Annotated in this window: 12 protein-coding genes; 6 read left to right on the top strand and 6 right to left on the bottom strand. The window is 68.8% G+C overall.

Translation table 11 applies throughout. The features are described from left to right. Positions 1 to 13 precede the first annotated feature (13 nt). Entirely contained in the window at positions 14 to 1096 is a 1083-nt protein-coding gene (locus A7X12_RS21060; RefSeq protein ID WP_064313399.1) for an NAD(P)-dependent alcohol dehydrogenase, read from the top strand. After that, the gene (locus A7X12_RS21055; protein WP_064313398.1) at positions 1093 to 2040 is read left to right on the top strand and encodes an alpha/beta hydrolase; all 948 of its coding nucleotides are present in this window, start codon (positions 1093 to 1095) and stop codon (positions 2038 to 2040) included. Before A7X12_RS21060 ends, A7X12_RS21055 begins: the two co-directional genes overlap by 4 nt. Here A7X12_RS21055 and A7X12_RS21050 read toward each other — a convergent pair. The 5 genes from A7X12_RS21050 to A7X12_RS21030 all read right to left on the bottom strand — a co-directional run bounded on the left by A7X12_RS21050 (position 2037) and on the right by A7X12_RS21030 (position 8119). Beyond that, entirely contained in the window at positions 2037 to 3182 is a 1146-nt protein-coding gene (locus tag A7X12_RS21050; RefSeq protein ID WP_232318631.1) for an ABC transporter permease, read from the bottom strand. The two genes, A7X12_RS21055 and A7X12_RS21050, sit on opposite strands and share 4 nt — an antisense overlap. Next, the gene (locus tag A7X12_RS21045; RefSeq protein ID WP_064313396.1) at positions 3152 to 4279 is read right to left on the bottom strand and encodes an ABC transporter permease; all 1128 of its coding nucleotides are present in this window, start codon (positions 4277 to 4279) and stop codon (positions 3152 to 3154) included. Before A7X12_RS21045 ends, A7X12_RS21050 begins: the two co-directional genes overlap by 31 nt. Beyond that, positions 4276 to 5280, bottom strand: a complete 1005-nt coding sequence (locus A7X12_RS21040; RefSeq protein WP_064313395.1) for an HlyD family secretion protein — start codon at positions 5278 to 5280, stop codon at positions 4276 to 4278. The genes A7X12_RS21045 and A7X12_RS21040 overlap by 4 nt, the downstream gene beginning before the upstream one ends. Further along, positions 5277 to 6800, bottom strand: a complete 1524-nt coding sequence (locus A7X12_RS21035) for a TolC family protein (protein WP_232318630.1) — start codon at positions 6798 to 6800, stop codon at positions 5277 to 5279. Before A7X12_RS21035 ends, A7X12_RS21040 begins: the two co-directional genes overlap by 4 nt. Before the next feature lie 146 nt (positions 6801 to 6946). Next, complete coding sequence (locus tag A7X12_RS21030; protein WP_198162119.1) at positions 6947 to 8119, bottom strand: alpha/beta hydrolase; 1173 nt, start codon at positions 8117 to 8119, stop codon at positions 6947 to 6949. 325 nt (positions 8120 to 8444) lie between these two features. Between A7X12_RS21030 and A7X12_RS21025 the strand changes: the two genes are divergently transcribed. The 4 genes from A7X12_RS21025 (at position 8445) to A7X12_RS21010 (ending at position 12286) form a co-directional block, all read left to right on the top strand. Then, positions 8445 to 9128, top strand: a complete 684-nt coding sequence (locus A7X12_RS21025) for a hypothetical protein (RefSeq protein WP_064313394.1) — start codon at positions 8445 to 8447, stop codon at positions 9126 to 9128. Positions 9129 to 9136: 8 nt separating this feature from the next. Further along, positions 9137 to 10582: a family 43 glycosylhydrolase gene (locus A7X12_RS21020; protein WP_064313393.1), complete on the top strand. Its 1446-nt coding sequence runs from the start codon at positions 9137 to 9139 to the stop codon at positions 10580 to 10582. Between the two features lie 309 nt (positions 10583 to 10891). Continuing rightward, positions 10892 to 11743, top strand: a complete 852-nt coding sequence (locus tag A7X12_RS21015; protein ID WP_064313392.1) for an NPP1 family protein — start codon at positions 10892 to 10894, stop codon at positions 11741 to 11743. 66 nt (positions 11744 to 11809) lie between these two features. Beyond that, on the top strand, positions 11810 to 12286 hold the full coding sequence (locus A7X12_RS21010; RefSeq protein WP_157105669.1) for a hypothetical protein: 477 nt from the start codon (positions 11810 to 11812) through the stop codon (positions 12284 to 12286). A gap of 93 nt (positions 12287 to 12379) precedes the next feature. Here the strand turns inward: A7X12_RS21010 and A7X12_RS21005 are convergent, their stop codons facing one another. Next, positions 12380 to 15349, bottom strand: a complete 2970-nt coding sequence (locus A7X12_RS21005; protein ID WP_232318629.1) for a TonB-dependent receptor — start codon at positions 15347 to 15349, stop codon at positions 12380 to 12382. Positions 15350 to 15382: the final 33 nt, after the last annotated feature.

Genomic DNA, 15382 nt, shown 5'->3' with positions numbered 1-15382 from the left:
CGGGAGCGCATTCATGGACATCCAGGCAGCCGTCACCGAGGCGGCAGGCGGGGACTTCCGCATCGAGACGGTCCGGATCGACGCGCCCGGGCCGGACCAGCTGCTGGTGCGGATCGTCGCCTGCGGCGTGTGCCATACCGACATGGTGATGCGCGACGGCGCGCTGCCGGTGCCGTTCCCCGCCGTCTTCGGCCATGAGGGCGCGGGCGTGGTCGAGGCGGTGGGACCGGGGGTGAGCGGCCTCGCCCCCGGCGACCATGTCCTGCTCAGCTTCGACAGCTGCGGTGCCTGCCCGGCCTGCCACGATCACCAGCCCGGCTATTGCCCCGAATTCTTCCCGCGCAACTTTCTGGGCGCGCTGGCACCGGCGCAAGGCGGACTGTGGCGCGGGCCGGAGCGTGTGGGCAGCAACATCTTCGGCCAATCCGCCTTCGCCACCCATGCGCTCGCCCACCCGCGCAACGTGGTGAAGGTGGATACCGATCTGCCGCTGCACCTGCTCGCCCCGCTGGGCTGCGGCATCCAGACCGGGGCGGGCACCGTGCTGGAGACGCTGAAGGTCGGTGCGGGCGATACGATCGCGATCTTCGGCGCGGGTGCCGTCGGTCTCGCCGCGGTGATGGCGGCGGGCATCGCGGGGGCCGGGCGGATCGCGCTGCTCGATCGCCACGCCCACCGGCTGGCGCTTGGCCGGGAGCTTGGCGCGACCGACATCGCCACCAGCCTGGAGGCGCTCTCGGGCCCCTTCGACCATATCGTCGATACCACCGGCGTCCCCGCCTTGCTGGGGCCGGCGGTGGACCTGCTCGCCGCACGCGGCACGCTGGCCCTGGTCGGCGCCTATCCGTCCGATCCGAAGCTGACCGTGGAGGCGTCCGCGATCATGAGTCTCGGCCGGCGCATCGTCGGCGTGGTGGAAGGCGGCATCGATCCGCAGCGCTTTCTCCCCGAGCTGATCGAGCATTATCGCGCCGGCTGGCTGCCGATGGAGAAGCTGGTGCGCACCTATCCCTTCGCCGAAATCGGGCGTGCCGTGGCGGACTCGGAAAGCGGTGCGGTGATCAAGCCGGTGCTGCTGATGGAACCGGGCGCATGACCGACGCCACCCCCCGCGACGACGTCGCCGCGTTCCTCGCCTATCTCGCCGAAAGCGCCGCGCCGCCGCTCTCGACGCTGCCGGTGGAGGCGGCGCGGCTGGTGATGCGCGCCAATTGCGCCGTCGCCGATGCCCCGCCGGTGCCGCTCGCCCGGATCGAGGATGCGGTGGTCCCCGGCCCGGCGGGCGTGCTCGCCGCCCGGCTCTACGATCGCCGTGCCGAGCGCGGCGACACGCCGCTCATCCTGTTCTTCCACGGCGGCGGCTTCGTGATCGGCGATCTGGAAACGCATCACAGCTTCTGCACCTGGCTGGCCGACACGCTGGACCTGCCGCTGCTCGCGATCGACTATCGCCGTGCGCCCGAACATCCTTTCCCCGCCGCCGTCGACGATGCCGAGGCGGCGGCACGCTGGGTAGCGCAGGAGCCGCAGGCGTTCGGCTTCCGCGTGACCGGGCTGATCCCGTGCGGGGACAGCGCCGGCGGCAACCTCGCCATCGTGACGACCCAGCGGCTGGACGAGCGGCCGGCCGGATTGCCGGTGCGCGCCTGCTGGGCGCTCTACCCCTATGTCGGCGGCGGGACGGACTGGCCGTCCTTCCGCGCATTCGGCGAGGGCTATTTTCTCAGCCGCGCCGATATGGCCTGGTTCGATGCGCAATATGGCGCGCCGGAAGGCGATCCGCGCCACGATTGCGTGCATGGGCCGACACCGCCGGTGCCGCTTCTGGTCCACACGGCAGGGCTCGATCCGCTCCGCGACGCCGCCCTTGCCTATGCCGATCGCGTGGCGGCGACCGGAACGCCGGTGCAGAGGCCGGAGGCGTGCGGCATGATCCACGGCTTCGTCAATTTCCGCCAGGCGCTGCCGTCCGCGCAGAAGGATTGCGCCGAATTCGCGCGCGCGGCGAAGGCGATGCTGGCGGATCTGCGGGCGCGCTAGACATTCTGGGCGGGCGGACGTCCGCCGTGGCGGGCGATCCGCTGCCAGCCGAGCCCGCCATACAGCAGGCCGAGCCCCGACAGGATCGCCAAACCGGGTGCCACATCGGCGAGCGTGGCATGCATCTGGTTCAGCGGCACGAACACATGCACGCCGCTGGTCGATGGAATGGCCTGGGCCAGCAGCTGGACGAAGCGCGGCATCTGGTCGAGTGGCCAGGCGGTGCCGGACAGGAAGAAGAAGGGCGCCGAGGTTGGCCCCAGGATCACCATCGCCCGCTCGGAGCGATCGAAGAAGCTGCCCAGCCACAGCCCCAGCCCGGCGACCGCGGCGGACAGGAGCGGCGTCGCGAACAGCATGCCGCCCACATTCTCGTCCCGCGGAATGCCCTGCACCCAGAAGATGAAGCCGAACAGGAAGAGGCAGGTGCAGATGCCCACCGAGGCGAAGGCCGCCCAGGTGCCGAGATATTCCGCCCGGCCCATCCGCCAGCTGCCCTGGCTGCGGCGGCCGCCCATGAAGGTGGCTGCGCCGAACAGCAGGGTCTGCTGGACGATGACGATGGCGACCGCGGGGAAGACATAGCCCTTGTACCCCGCCGTCGGGTTGAACAGCGGTTCGCGGATCACGGTGACCGGCGGTCCGCCCCGCACGATCTGGCCCAGCACCGCCAGCTTCTCGACCGCAAGGTGGCGCAGCACCTCCGTCACCGCTTCGCCGATGGTGCTGGCGCGCAGCAGGTAGGAGGCGTTGACCCACACCGCGATGCCGGCGCCGGGCGCGCCCGTGCGCAGCTGGCGCTCCAGCCCGCGCGCGATCAGTACCACGCCGTCTGCCTTGCCGGCGCGCAATGCTGCCTGCGCCTCGGCCACGCCGGGCGCCCGATCGACCACGACCACGGCGCGTGTCGCTTCGAGATCGCGGACCAGTTCGCGGCTCAGCGCGCTCGCATCCTCGTCGACCAGCACCACCGGCAATTGCTGCGCGACTTCCTGGCTATAGGGCGCCGGATAGTAAAAGGCATAGAGCACCACCGCGAGCAGCATCGTGCTCAGCAGGGTGCGCGACGCCAGCACCGTCGCCCAGGTGGCGCGGAAGGCGCGGCCGAAGCTCATCGTGCCTGCCGCCGGATCAGCAGCCACGCCGCACCGCCCGCAACCAGCACATAGGCGAGCAGCGCCAGCATCGGCGGGGCGATGGTTCGCAACTCCTGTCCGCCCAGCTGGCCGGTCTGGAGGGCGAGATAGTGGGTGAGGGGCAGCACCTCGCTCCAGAACCGCGCAAAGCCGCTGCCGCCGTTGAGCGGCAGGGTGGCGCCCGCATAGGCCAGCGCCGAGCCGGCATAGACGGCGCACACCGAAAGCGCGGTGGCGGTTTCGCGCGTCGCGGCGACCAGCAAGGCGGAGATGGCGGCGGTGCCGGCGTAGAACAGGGCCTGTCCCGCCACGATCGCGGCGATACTGCCTTCCACCCGCCATCCGCGCGCCAGCGTGACGAACAGCAGCCAGGCGACGCCCCACAGGCTCGCCGCCGCGACATAGGGGAGCAGCTTGCCGAGCAAGGCGGGCAGGGCCGCGCCGCTTCGCCGGGCCCAGCCGCCGAGCGAACGTGCCTCCAGCTCGCGACCCAGCGCCATCGCCGAGGTGACCGCCGCGACCAGATGCAACACGGCCGGATAGATCAGCGTGCTCAGGAACCATTCAAAGCTGGATGCCGCATTGTTGAGCGGCACGGCCTCCACCGCGAACCGCCGGGCGGGATCCGGGGGCAGGGCGTGGCTGGCAAGCTGGTCCACCACCAAAGTCGCGGCGGCGGACTGGATCGCGCTCGCCGCGCCGCTCGCCGCCTGCGAGCCGGAGGAGAGGAAGCTGGCATTGTAGAGAATCCGGATCACCGGCGTGCGGTGCCGGGCAATGCCTTTCCCCAGATCCTTGGGCAGATGCACGAAGCCGTTCGCATGGCCGCGTCGCACCGCATCCACCGCCTCCGCCTCGCTGGCGCGCATGCCGGCGATGCGGACCAGCGGCGTCGCGTCGATCGCGCGGAGAAGGGTGCGGCTGGCGGAACTGCGATCGTCATCGACGACGATGATCGGCAGCCGCCGCATCGATCCCTGCCAGAACATCGCGCCGACCAGCAGCAGCAGGATGCCGGGGATCAGCGTCAGCCCGGCCAGGTCCCAGCGGTCCCGCGCCAGATGGCGCAGCTCCGCCCGCAAGGCGTGGCCGAACGCGCTCATTGCGGCCAGTCGAACAGCACGCTCATGCCGGGGCGCAGGCCGGCGATGGGGGCAGCGGGGCGCAGCTTCACCTCGAAGGCGCGGACGTCATAGCCCGAGGCCTGACGGGTCGCGCGCCACGTCGCGAAGTCGCCGCGCGGGGCGATCTGGTACACCGCGAAATCGCCGTCGCGGCCGAGCGCGGGGATATGCCCGCGCAGCCGCTTGCCCATGGCGATGCCCCGGAAGCGATCCTCGCGCACGGTCAGCGCGATCCAGGGATGGTCGATGTCGAGCACCTGATAGGTCGGGATCACCGGGCTGACGACCTCGCCCGGCTGCACAAGCTTGCGCGACACCTCGCCATCGATCGGCGAGACGAGCTGCGTCTCGCGGCCGAGCGCGGTGGCGGTCTGCAATGCGGCTTCGGCGATGCGGACCTGGGCATTGGCCGCCTGCTTGTTCTGCGGGCGGGCGCCGGCGAGCGCCTTCAGATATTGCTGGCGCGCGGCCTCGGCCTGCTTGGCGCTGGCGTCGCGCGCCGCGGCTGCCTCGTCGCGCCGCTGCGCCGCGACCACGCCCTGCGCATAGAGGTTCGCGGTGCGCCGGCTGGTCACCGCGGCGAGATCGGCCGCCGCTTGCGCCGCCTGCCAGGTGGAGCGCAGCGAGGCGATGTCTTCCTGCCGGGCGCCTTCGTTGGTTTCCGAGGCGATCGCGCGGGCGGCGTCCACCGCGCCTTGGGCCTGCGCCTTGCCGCCGGCGATCTCGGGGCTCGACAGCGTCGCAAGCAGCATGCCGGCGCGGACCCGCTGGCCTTCCTCGGCGACCAGCGTCTCGACGCGGGCGAGCGCCTTGGTGGCGACGTTGACCTCCTCGGCATCGACCATGCCCTGCAACTGCTCGGGTGCGGGCCGGTTGGCGAGCCACAGCCCGACGACGATCAGCACCAGCACCGCGACCCCGGCGATGGCCGCGAGGATGGTCTTGCGGGGGCGCGGCGCGGGCGCGGTCTCGTCGGTCATTGCTGGTCCTCCACGTGCCGGTCGGCACGCGCCATGAAGTCGCTATAGGCGTCGACGCGGTGGCTGGCGGCGAGCAGCGCCATCAGCCCCAGATCGTATTCATAGGCCGCGGCGAGGCGCTGGGTGCGCACTGTAGCCAGCGCCGCCTCGGCATCGATCAGCGACGACGAGGCGACCTCGCCCTCGCGGAAGGAGAGCTGCTGCACGCGGAGATTTTCGCGCGCGGCGGCGAGATTGGCGTCGAGCAGCAGGAAGGAACGGCGCGCCGCCTCGGCGATGTTCCAGGCGCGGACGATCTCCCCCGCCACGTCGCGGCGCGCTTGCGCGGCGGCATCGGCGGCGGCGGCTTCGTTCTCGCGGGCGGCGGACAGCGCCTTCCGGCGATCGAAGTTGGAGAGCAGGGTCATGCGCAGCGAGACGCCGGCGATCCAGTCGGGTTCGGTCGGCAGCGCATTGTCGCGGTTGGCGTTGTAGCTGCCGAAGGCGAACGCCTGGGGACGATAGCGCGACCTGGCCAGGTCGACGCCTGCCTGCGCCGCGCTCTTGGCGGCATCCGCACCCTCCGCGCGCGGCGACTGGTCGACGCCGTCGAGGAAGCGCTGGAGCGGCGGCAGCGGCTCGGAATGGACGAACAGCGGGGTCGAGGCGGTGATGCCCGCCGGCTGGTCGAGCAGCCGCGCCAGCGTATCGGTGGCGATCGCCTCCTCGCTGCGGGCATGTTCATGCGCGCGCTGGGCGGTGTTGCGGGCGACTTCCACCTCCAGCACCCGGGCATGGGCGAGCACGCCTTCCGCCTCCAGCTTGCGCGCGTCGGCGAGGTGGCGGTCAAAGGCGTCGAGCTGCTCGCGCGTGGAAACGGTCAGCTGGGCGGCGACCTTCTGGCCGAAATAGGCGCGCACCAGATTGACGCGGGAGAGATCCTGCCCGCCCGCCTGCCTGGCGCGGGCGATGCCTACCGCCGCATCCGCCCCCTTCTGCACCGCCGGGATCGCGCCGCCGGTATAGAGCGGCATCGCCGCGGTGATCGCCGGGCGGAACACGGTGTCGCGGGTCTGGACTTCGAGCGTATCGGGGATCGCGCCGAACAGCCGGGGCAGGGCCGCGCCGATCCGCTGGGTCACCTGCGCGACGATCTGCGCGCTCGTGCCGGAAAATTGCCCGCCGAGCTGGTCGAGAAAGCCGTTGGTGGCGCCCAGCGCGTCCGCCTTGGGTTCGGACAGGTCGACCGACAGCGTCTTCTGATATTCGATCACGCTCGCCGAGGCGGTGACCACCGGGCGGCGCAGCGTGCGGGTGGCGGCGGCGAGGTCCTCGCTGGCGCGGACGGCATGTCCCTCGCCGCTCAGGCCCGGTGAGGCCCGGTCGAGACGCGCGAGCGCCGCCTGGAAGCTTAGCGAGGGCGGCGGCGCGTCCTGCGCCAAGACGCGGGGCGCAGACGCCAGTAACGCGGCGAACAACGCTCCGTCACGCCAGTGCCGGCGCCGTTTTCCGCCCACCGCCGGCTGGTCTGCGGTTGCCACCTCTTGCCTCGCCCCCTTGCGCCCTGCGCCAAGATCGATGCGATTTCGCAACGACATCGCGCCCGTCGTCTGCGCATATTTGCAGCGTCGATCGGGCGCAATCGAATTTCTCGGGCACGACTGGGGCAGAACCCCGCATCGGGTAATCAGTCGCGGAACAGCAAAGGCGCCATTTCGTGCAGGCTGCGCCGCCAGGTCTGGAATTCATGGCCCGTGCCCGGCGAGACGTAAAAGGCGCTGGGAATGCCCGCCGCCTTGATCGCCGCGGCATTGGCGCGCGGATCGACCTTGGGACCGCCCGGCGGGCCCGAGCGACCGCCCTCGATCTCGCGGCTGCCGAAGCTGACGAAGGTCAGCTTCACCTTGTCGCGATAGCCGGGCGTGGTGTTCACATCCTCCAGCGAGACGGTGCCGCCGCTCAGCAGGCCGATATAGGCGAAGCGGTCGAGATTCTTGAGCGCGATCAGCTTGGTCTCGAACCCGCCCATCGACAGGCCGGCCATCGCCCGGTGCTTCTGGTCGGCCAGCGTGCGGTAGTGCGCGTCGACATAGGGGACCAGCTCGTCCAGCAGCACCGTCTGGAACGGCTTGATGTCGAAGCTGGCGAGCCCGCCGGGCTGGCCCGGCCGCACGTCGTTGGTCATGCCATAGGTCATGACGATCAGGAACGGCCGCGTCTTCCCCCCGGCAAGCAGGTTGTCGAGGATCAGATTGGCATGGCCCTGATTGCTCCACGCCGTCTCGTCCTCGCCCCAGCCATGCTGGAGATAGAGCACCGGATAGCGGGTGCCGGGGTTCTTCTCGTAGCCGGGCGGCGTGTAGACGAAGGCCCGGCGCTGCGTGCCGGTGCTGGGCGAGGGGAACAGGATCTGCTCGACATGCCCGTGCGGCACGTCCTTCAACGCATAGAAATCGGCGTCGTGCGCCGGGATCTCGATCCCGCTCTCCCAGCGGGTCGACCCGTAGAAGTTGAGCGTGCCCGGATCGTTGAAAATACCCCCGTCGATGGTGAGGTGGTAATAATGGAACCCTTCGTCCATCGGGCCCTCGGTGGTGCCGGTCCAGCTGCCGTCGGCCGCCTTGGTGAGCGTGGTGCCGCCGCGGCCGCCCAGGCCTAGGCTCACCCTCACCGCGCTTGCTTCTGGTGCGACGACGCGGAAGCGGACATAGCCCTGCGAATTGACCTGCGGATATTGCTGCCCCGGCTGATTGAGCGTCGAGGGCTTGAAGTCTTCGGCGATCGGCGCCGGCGCCGTCTGCGCCTGCGCGGGTTGCACGATGAGCATGGCCGCAGCCATGGCGGCGAAAGCGATCTTCACGGCAGTTCCTCCCCTAAGTGCTGCCGGCCCGCGGGTCGGAAGCCCTGGATGTTAGCGCGCACATTAGGACAGTTTAGTCCGAGAAAATCAAGCGTTGCGAAGCCCCGGCGCAGGTCTTTGTCAAACGATGTAAGATGCTGCCAAATAAAGATTATGGTCCAAGGCGGCGATCCGAAGGCCCGCGGCAATCGTTTCGTCAGTTGACGGCGCAGTCCAACGCGGCCTAGCCATGCTGTTACCGATAACAACGGCGGACGCGACGAGTCGCCGGGGAGAGGAGACAAAGGCGATGGGCAGGCCCCGTTCGGCTGCGCGGTTTTGCGCGATGGCATCTGCATGGGTGCTGCTCTTGCCCGCAGCGCTGCATGCGCAGACCGCGGGCATGGTGGAAGAGAAGCTGCCGCCGCCCACCGGTCTCGCGCCCTATTTCACGCCGGCCTCCGCCGATCCGATCGCGCCCGACGCCGATGGCTTTCTGCGTCGCTGGCTGCTGCTTGAACCGGTGGTGAAGCCCAACCGCACCAATACCGGCTTCACCCCCAGCTATGTCCGCGAAGCGCTGGCGCCCGCCACCTATCCGGGCACGTTCGATCGCGTCCCGCGCGACGGGGAGGGGGCTGCAGGCGGCCTGCGCTGGCACGCACTGGATTCCAGCCTGTTCGACGTGAAGCTCTTCTATCTCGCCCAGGGGCTCGGCAAGCCGACCTATGGCGTGATCTTCTGGGCGGTAACGGTGGTGAACGCCCCGCGCGAGATGCGGGACGTGCGCCTGGCGATGGGGTCGAACTCGGCGTCGCGCTGGTGGCTGAACGGCAACGAAGTCGCCGGGCTCTACGGCGATCGGCGGATGGTGATGGACGATGTCCTGTCGCGGCCGATCACCTTGCGGAAGGGGCGCAACATACTGCGCGGCGCGGTCATCAACGGCCCCGGTCTCAGCGACTTCTGCGCCCGGTTCGTCGACGAGAGCGGCAAGCCGATCCGCGACATCACGATCGACGTGAAGTGAGGAACACCATGAAGCTCGCCGCCCTGCCGCTCGCCGCGCTGTTCCTGCTTGCACAGCCCCAGACCGCCTCCGCGCAGCTGGCGGGGCAGCCGTTCATCCACGATCCGTCGACGATCACCTATTCCGATGGCCGCTGGTGGACCTTCGGCACGCGCGGCGGCGGGCTCGTCTCCGAGGATGGCTGGACATGGGCCAGTGGCGGCGAGCGGCCCGGCGGCGGCGTCGCGCCCGACGTGATCAAGATCGGCGATCGCTTCTACGTCGCCTATGCGGTGGGCGGCGGCGGGATGAACGGCGGCCATGCCAGCAACGTCAAGGTGATGTGGACGAGGTCGCTCGATCCAAAGTCCCCCGACTTCGGCTATCACGATGTCGGCGTGGTCGCCTCGACCAACGGCCTGGAGCCGGCCGATGCGATTGATCCCGCCTTCCTGTTCGCCGAGGGGCGGCTGTGGCTGAGCTACGGCACCTATTTCGGCTATATCCGCATGATCGAGCTGGATCCGAAGACGGGCGACAAGATGCCGGGCAGCCAACCGGTCGACGTCGCGATCGACATGGAAGCCACCGCGCTGCTGCACCGCGACGGCTGGTATTATCTGCTCGGCACCCATGGCACCTGCTGCGACGGGCCGAACTCGTCGTACAATATTCGCGTCGGTCGCGCGCGCAGCCCGACCGGGCCGTTCGTCGACAATATGGGCGTGCCGCTTCTCAAGGGCGGCGGCACGCTGGTCGTGGCAGGGCGCGGCCGGCAATATGGGCCGGGGCATTTCGGACTGCTCGACCTTGGCGACGGGGTCGAGAAATTCTCGATGCACTATGAATCCGATCTGGATCGCGGCGGGCGCAGCGTGCTCGGCATCCTGCCGCTGCTGTGGAAGAACGGCTGGCCGGTGGCCGGCGAGAATCTGCCGGCCGGCACCTATGAGATCCAGTCGCAGCGCAGCGGCAGCGCGCTCGAACTGGCGGTGGATTTCGTCCGCATGCCCTTCGACGCGCGGCGCAGCTTCTTCGCCAAGCCGGGCGATCCGACGGGGCCGATCCCGAACCAGACGCTTGCGGAGAACCGGGTCAGCTGGCCCGCGGGCGCGGTCGAGGTCGATCTCGGCGACTATATGATCCGCGCGCACCAGCTATGGGCGATCTCCCCCGCCGAAGGGGCGGGCGGCGCCTTCGGTGCCCCCTATTACAAGATCCTGATCGCCGGCACCGAACGCGCGCTGGCGGTGGGGCCGGAGGGCAGCGTACAGGCGGTGCCTGCCTTTACCGGCGCGCCGGAGCAGCTTTGGCGCATCGACCAACTGACCGACGGCACCTATCGCATCCAGCCCAAGGCACAGGCAGACGCCCGGCACCCCCGCGCACTGGTCGCCATCGGGCGCAGCACGCCCGCGCTGATGCCGTTCGATCCGGCCGGCGATGCCGGCCGCTGGACCTTCCAGCGCCCCTGATCCTTCCGCCGGACTGAAGACCTGCGCACCCCGTGCCCCGGGATGCGCAGGTCATTGTTGTGAAACAAAATATTCATAGTTGCGCAACAACAAATAATTTGTCTGGAACCGTGCCTTCCATCGTCTTCCTCAGATGAAAGCAGGGGTCGCGCGGCAACGTGCGGCGCCTTGTTCACGCCATGAGGAACTGCCGCCCACCGGGCATCGCAACAAGGATCATCTTCACCGAATCTCCAGGTCGCGGGCGGTCCCTCGCGGCCCTTGGACGCATGTAACGCGCAGCTGCTCTGGGACCCAAACGGAGATCGTATGAAACAGGGACGTGTTCAGCAGTATCTACTGCCCAAGGCGGCGCTCGCCGCGCTCGCCATGCTGCCGGTGCAGGCGGCGCATGCGCAGGGTTGGCCGGCACCGGTATCGCCGTTGCCCGAAATGGCGACCGCCATCGACAAGCGTTTCCAGCCGGCGCTCGATTTCGACAAGGACGTGTGCTTCAACGTACCGGCCGTCAACGCTTCGGGCGCGATCAGCGGCAAGGCTTCGACCTATTCGACCAAGCCGCCTGCCTCGTGCCGCAATGCCGACTATCTGCGCACCAGCAACGCCTATTCCCGCACGCGCTGCAACCATGGCTATTGCGCGCATGTCTACGACTATTTCTGGCAGTCGGACTTCTCCCACGCCTATGACTGGGAGACGATCATCGTCTGGACCACGGATGCGGGCAGCAACAGCGCGATCCTGGGCGTCACCCGCGGCAAGCATGGCGACTGGGAAATGCGCAAGATGGCGGATGGCCAGCTGCGCTTCCAGAACGATGGCAACGGCCAGCATGTGAAGATGGTCTTCCATTACGAGAATGGCGGGTTCTCGCACCTGTTCCGCTTCTCGAAGACCGACAGCGGCGACGAGCCGCCCGAAAACGGCACCGGCACCTGGGTGATCCAGCCGCTGGTCAGCTGGAACGGCTTCCCCTCCTATTCGGTGCGGGACGCGGTTTCGAACTATGATTTCGGCAAGGCGAACTTCAAGCTGAAGGACGCGAACTTCCCGTCGCGGCTGTCGGCGGCGATGGACAAGAAGCTCACGCCCGGCTTCGACCCGAACAGCGACAGCGGCTCGGATTCGCCGGGCTGCCCGTCCGGCGCGCGGATCTGCTGATTCCGCAGGGTCCCCGCGTCGCCCTTCGGGGTGGCGCGGGGATCCGTGTTTTCAGAAGGAAGAAGCATGAAGCTCGCCAGAATAATGGTGGCAGGCGGCGGGCTTGGGGCGCTGGTCGGGATGGCCGCGCTCTGGCTGCGATATGGGGCGGACAGCGGCGACGCTTCGCGGGATCCGGGCATGGTGCGGATCGAAGCGGGCGCGCCCGCGGCGGCCGATCCGGCCCATCTGTTCACGCCCGCTGCCATCGTGGAACTGCCGGCGCTGCCCGGGCAGATCGTCGCGCAGGTGAAGAAGGCCTATCCGCTGCTCACCGATGTGGCGTTCCGGTGCGCGGCCAAGGGCTGCGCGGTCACCGCGACCATCCCGCCGCCGACCGACGACGCCTTTCTCGAGAAGCGGCAGGAGATGCTGCTGGGCGGGCTGGCACGGACGCTGGAGACCATGGGCTATGCGGCCGAGGGGCCGGTGCAGATGGAGGAGGAGTCCGAAAATCTGTACCACATCCGGCTGCCGGCGCGGCCGGCGCGGCCGCGCGGCTGAACGCAGGCGGGCGGAAGCGGGGATCGCTCCGCTTCCGCCCGCCATGCTGCAGGGGAAGCCCGCCACGGCCAGGCCGCGGCGGGCTTTGCTGCGTCAGAACTCGGCGCTGAAGCCGAGGGTGAAGGTACGGCCGCTGGTCGTGTAGACCAGGCGCCGCGCGATCGCGCCGCCGGCAAACTGCTCGATCGGCTGGTTGGTCAGGTTGATGCCCTCGGCGATCAGGCGGATGCCGGGGCGCAGGTTCACATGCGCCTGGGCGTCGATGTTGTGGCCGCCGCGGATCCACTCGCCGACATTCCCGACCGTGCCGAGGCCGGTATAGTATTTGCTGCGATACGCGTCCGAGATGCGGGCACCCCACCGCTTGTCCTCGTAATAGAGCGTCGCGTTGGCGGCCCATTTGGAGAGGCTGTAGAGCGGGATCGTCACGAAGCTGTCGCCCACCTTGCCGGGCTGGTTGCCCTCGAACCAGGTGCCGTTGGCGGTGACGCCGAGATGGCTGAGCGGGCCCGGCAGGAAGGTGAAGTCGTGCTGGAAGGCGACTTCGACCCCCTTGATGTCCGCGCCGGGGCCGTTGACCGGCTGGCTCACGTCATAGGGCGTGGTGGCGTCCTGGCCCTGGATCAGCAGCGACAGCGGCAGGCCGGTCTGGCCATAGGGGATCGTCTTGGTGCTGGAGGCGATGTACGAATCCATGTTCTTGTAGAAGAACCCGATCGACGCGAAGCCCTTGCTGTCCATGTACCATTCGAGCGACGTCTCGACCGACGTCGCCTTGTAGGGCTTGAGGAAGGGGTTGCCGAGGCTCAGGCTGCCGCCATTGGGGCGGGTGGTGATCGACCCCGCCGCGGCGAGGTCGCCCAGGCCCGGACGGTTGATGTTGCGGTCGGCGCTCAGGCGGAACACCAGGCTGCGGGTGAGGTCGAGCGCGAGGTTGGCGGCGGGCAGCCAGCCATGGCTGTTGTCCTTGATCACCACCGGCACGAACGCCGTCCCCACCGCGAGATGGCCCGACGAGGTCAGATCGGTCGAATAATAGCGCAGGCCCGCATTGGCCCGCAGCCGCATGCCGGCGACCTGGGTGTCGAGGTCGACCTGCGCGAAGCCGTTCCAGGTCTTCTCGTCGACGGCATAGTCGCTGCCCGCCTGGAGGTTGGCGGCGGTCAGGTCGCGCTTGTCGCCGACATAGGTATAGACCCCGTCGACATTGCCCACGACATATTGGAGCAGCGTCTTCGGCCCGACCAGCTGCTTGATGCCGTTCGGTACCGCGATGTCGGCCGGCACGTTGTGGAACACCTTGTTGACCCAGGTGTAGCCGCTGTTGCTGAAGTGCTTGTACGCGCCGCCCGCCTTGAAGATCAGGCCGTCGCCCAGATCGTAATCGGCGCTGAGCTTGCCGTTGGTATAGCGGTTGACGATCTTGTTTTCCTGCACGTCCAGCCGCTGCACGGCCCAGAGGTTCGGATCGGTGAGGTTGATGCCGTAGCTGTTCACCGAGACCTGGGGCCGCGTGTCGTAGCTGAACGCGGTCTGCTTGGCCTCCATGAACACCTTGTCGAACACCGGCTGGCCGAAGTCCGATTCCTCATAGCCGCCGAGCGCGTTGATCGTCAGCCGCTCGCCCAGCTTCCAGCTCAGGTTGGCGACGCCCTGGTAAAAGTCGGTGTGGTTCTTGACGATATGATGTTCGGAGCGGAGGTCGATGCCGGTAAAGCTTGCCGCGCGCAGCGTGTTGGTGTCGTCGATCACCGCATTGTGGATCACCTGCGTGCCGGTCACGGAGGAGCCGGTCAGCGGGTTGCTGCCCGCCGTGGCGAGCGCATAGTCGTCGCGCTTGTCCCACAGGCGGCCGTAGAGAAAGTCCACGTCCAGCTTGAAATTGTCGCCCGGGTGGTACTGCACCGACGAGGTGATGCCGAGCCGCTGGCGATCGGTGTACCAGGACGAGGGCGACTGCGCGGTCGGCTGGAACACGCCGGCGAGCAGCTTGGCGCGGGTCGCGGCGTCGATCTCCGGTCCGATATTGGCCGCGCCATATTTGGTGGGGCCCCAGCCCCAGTTGCGATAGCCATATTCGTTGTTCTTGATCTTGCTGTACGCGACCGAGACCAGCGCGCCGAAATCGCCCCAGCGGCCCGACGCCAGGCCCACCACCCGCGGGGTGACCCCGGTGGTGTTGGTGTTGGTCTGGCCCTTGGCGGAGACGACGAACTTGTTGCCGGCATAGTCGAACGGCTTGGCGGTGGTGAGCTGCACGGTGCCGGCAAGGCCGCCTTCGTCCTGCTCGGCCGCATAGGATTTCTGCACCGACACGCGGTTGAACAGTTCCGATGCGAACAGGCTGTAGTCGAACGAGCGCGAGCGGCTGACCGAACCGCGATTGTCCATGCCCGAGGCGGTGTTGCCGAGCACTTCCATGCCGTTCAGCTGGGTGCGGGTGAAGTCCGCGCCCAGGCCGCGCAGCGCGATCTGGCGGCCTTCGCCGCTGTCGCGGGTGATGGTGATGCCCGGTACGCGCTGCAGTGATTCCGCCAGGTTCAGGTCGGGAAAGGCGGCGATATCGGTGGCGACGATGTCGTCCTCGGCACCCACGGCGCGGCGCTTCAGGTCCTGCGCGGCGGTAAGGCTCTCGCGATAGCCGGAGACGACGATTTCGGCCGCATCGCTATCCTGCGGCGCTGCGGCCGCGGTCTGCACCGGCGTCTCGGCGACGGGCGCGGGGGCTTCGCTGCGCGCGATGCGGCGCGGCGCGGGTGCAGCGGCGCGCGACGGGGTGAGCACGACGATGCCGCCATGCACGGCGGCGCTCAGGTTCGATCCGCGCAGCAGCTGGTCGAGCGCTGCCCGCACGCTGAGCGCGCCCCGCACCCCGGCGGTACGACGCCCCGCCACCGCGCTCGGCGCGACGACGACCTGCAGGCCCGTCGCCTGCGAAAACTGCGAGATTGCCGTGCGCAGATCCGATGGCGCGATGTCGAAACGGCGCTGCGCCGCCATGGTCGCGTCGGCGGCATGCGCCTGGGCGATGGCGGGTACCGCCAGCATGATGGCTAGGGCCATGCGTGAAATCCCCTGGATATGAGTCATTGTCTT

This window comes from Sphingomonas sp. TDK1, from assembly GCF_001650735.1.
GTDB lineage: Bacteria > Pseudomonadota > Alphaproteobacteria > Sphingomonadales > Sphingomonadaceae > Sphingomonas.
Note: the sequence above shows the minus strand (reverse complement) of the source record. Positions and strands in the feature narration are given on the sequence as shown.

What these genes read in the sequence shown, in the direction of transcription:
- A7X12_RS21060 (WP_064313399.1), top strand. Translation starts at nt 14, where the DNA reads ATGGACATCCAGGCAGCCGTCACCGAGGCGGCAGGCGGGGACTTCCGC.
- A7X12_RS21055 (WP_064313398.1), top strand. Translation starts at nt 1,093, where the DNA reads ATGACCGACGCCACCCCCCGCGACGACGTCGCCGCGTTCCTCGCCTAT.
- A7X12_RS21045 (WP_064313396.1), bottom strand. Translation starts at nt 4,279, where the DNA reads ATGAGCGCGTTCGGCCACGCCTTGCGGGCGGAGCTGCGCCATCTGGCG.
- A7X12_RS21040 (WP_064313395.1), bottom strand. Translation starts at nt 5,280, where the DNA reads ATGACCGACGAGACCGCGCCCGCGCCGCGCCCCCGCAAGACCATCCTC.
- A7X12_RS21025 (WP_064313394.1), top strand. Translation starts at nt 8,445, where the DNA reads ATGGCATCTGCATGGGTGCTGCTCTTGCCCGCAGCGCTGCATGCGCAG.
- A7X12_RS21020 (WP_064313393.1), top strand. Translation starts at nt 9,137, where the DNA reads ATGAAGCTCGCCGCCCTGCCGCTCGCCGCGCTGTTCCTGCTTGCACAG.
- A7X12_RS21015 (WP_064313392.1), top strand. Translation starts at nt 10,892, where the DNA reads ATGAAACAGGGACGTGTTCAGCAGTATCTACTGCCCAAGGCGGCGCTC.
- A7X12_RS21010 (WP_157105669.1), top strand. Translation starts at nt 11,810, where the DNA reads ATGAAGCTCGCCAGAATAATGGTGGCAGGCGGCGGGCTTGGGGCGCTG.
- A7X12_RS21005 (WP_232318629.1), bottom strand. Translation starts at nt 15,349, where the DNA reads ATGGCCCTAGCCATCATGCTGGCGGTACCCGCCATCGCCCAGGCGCAT.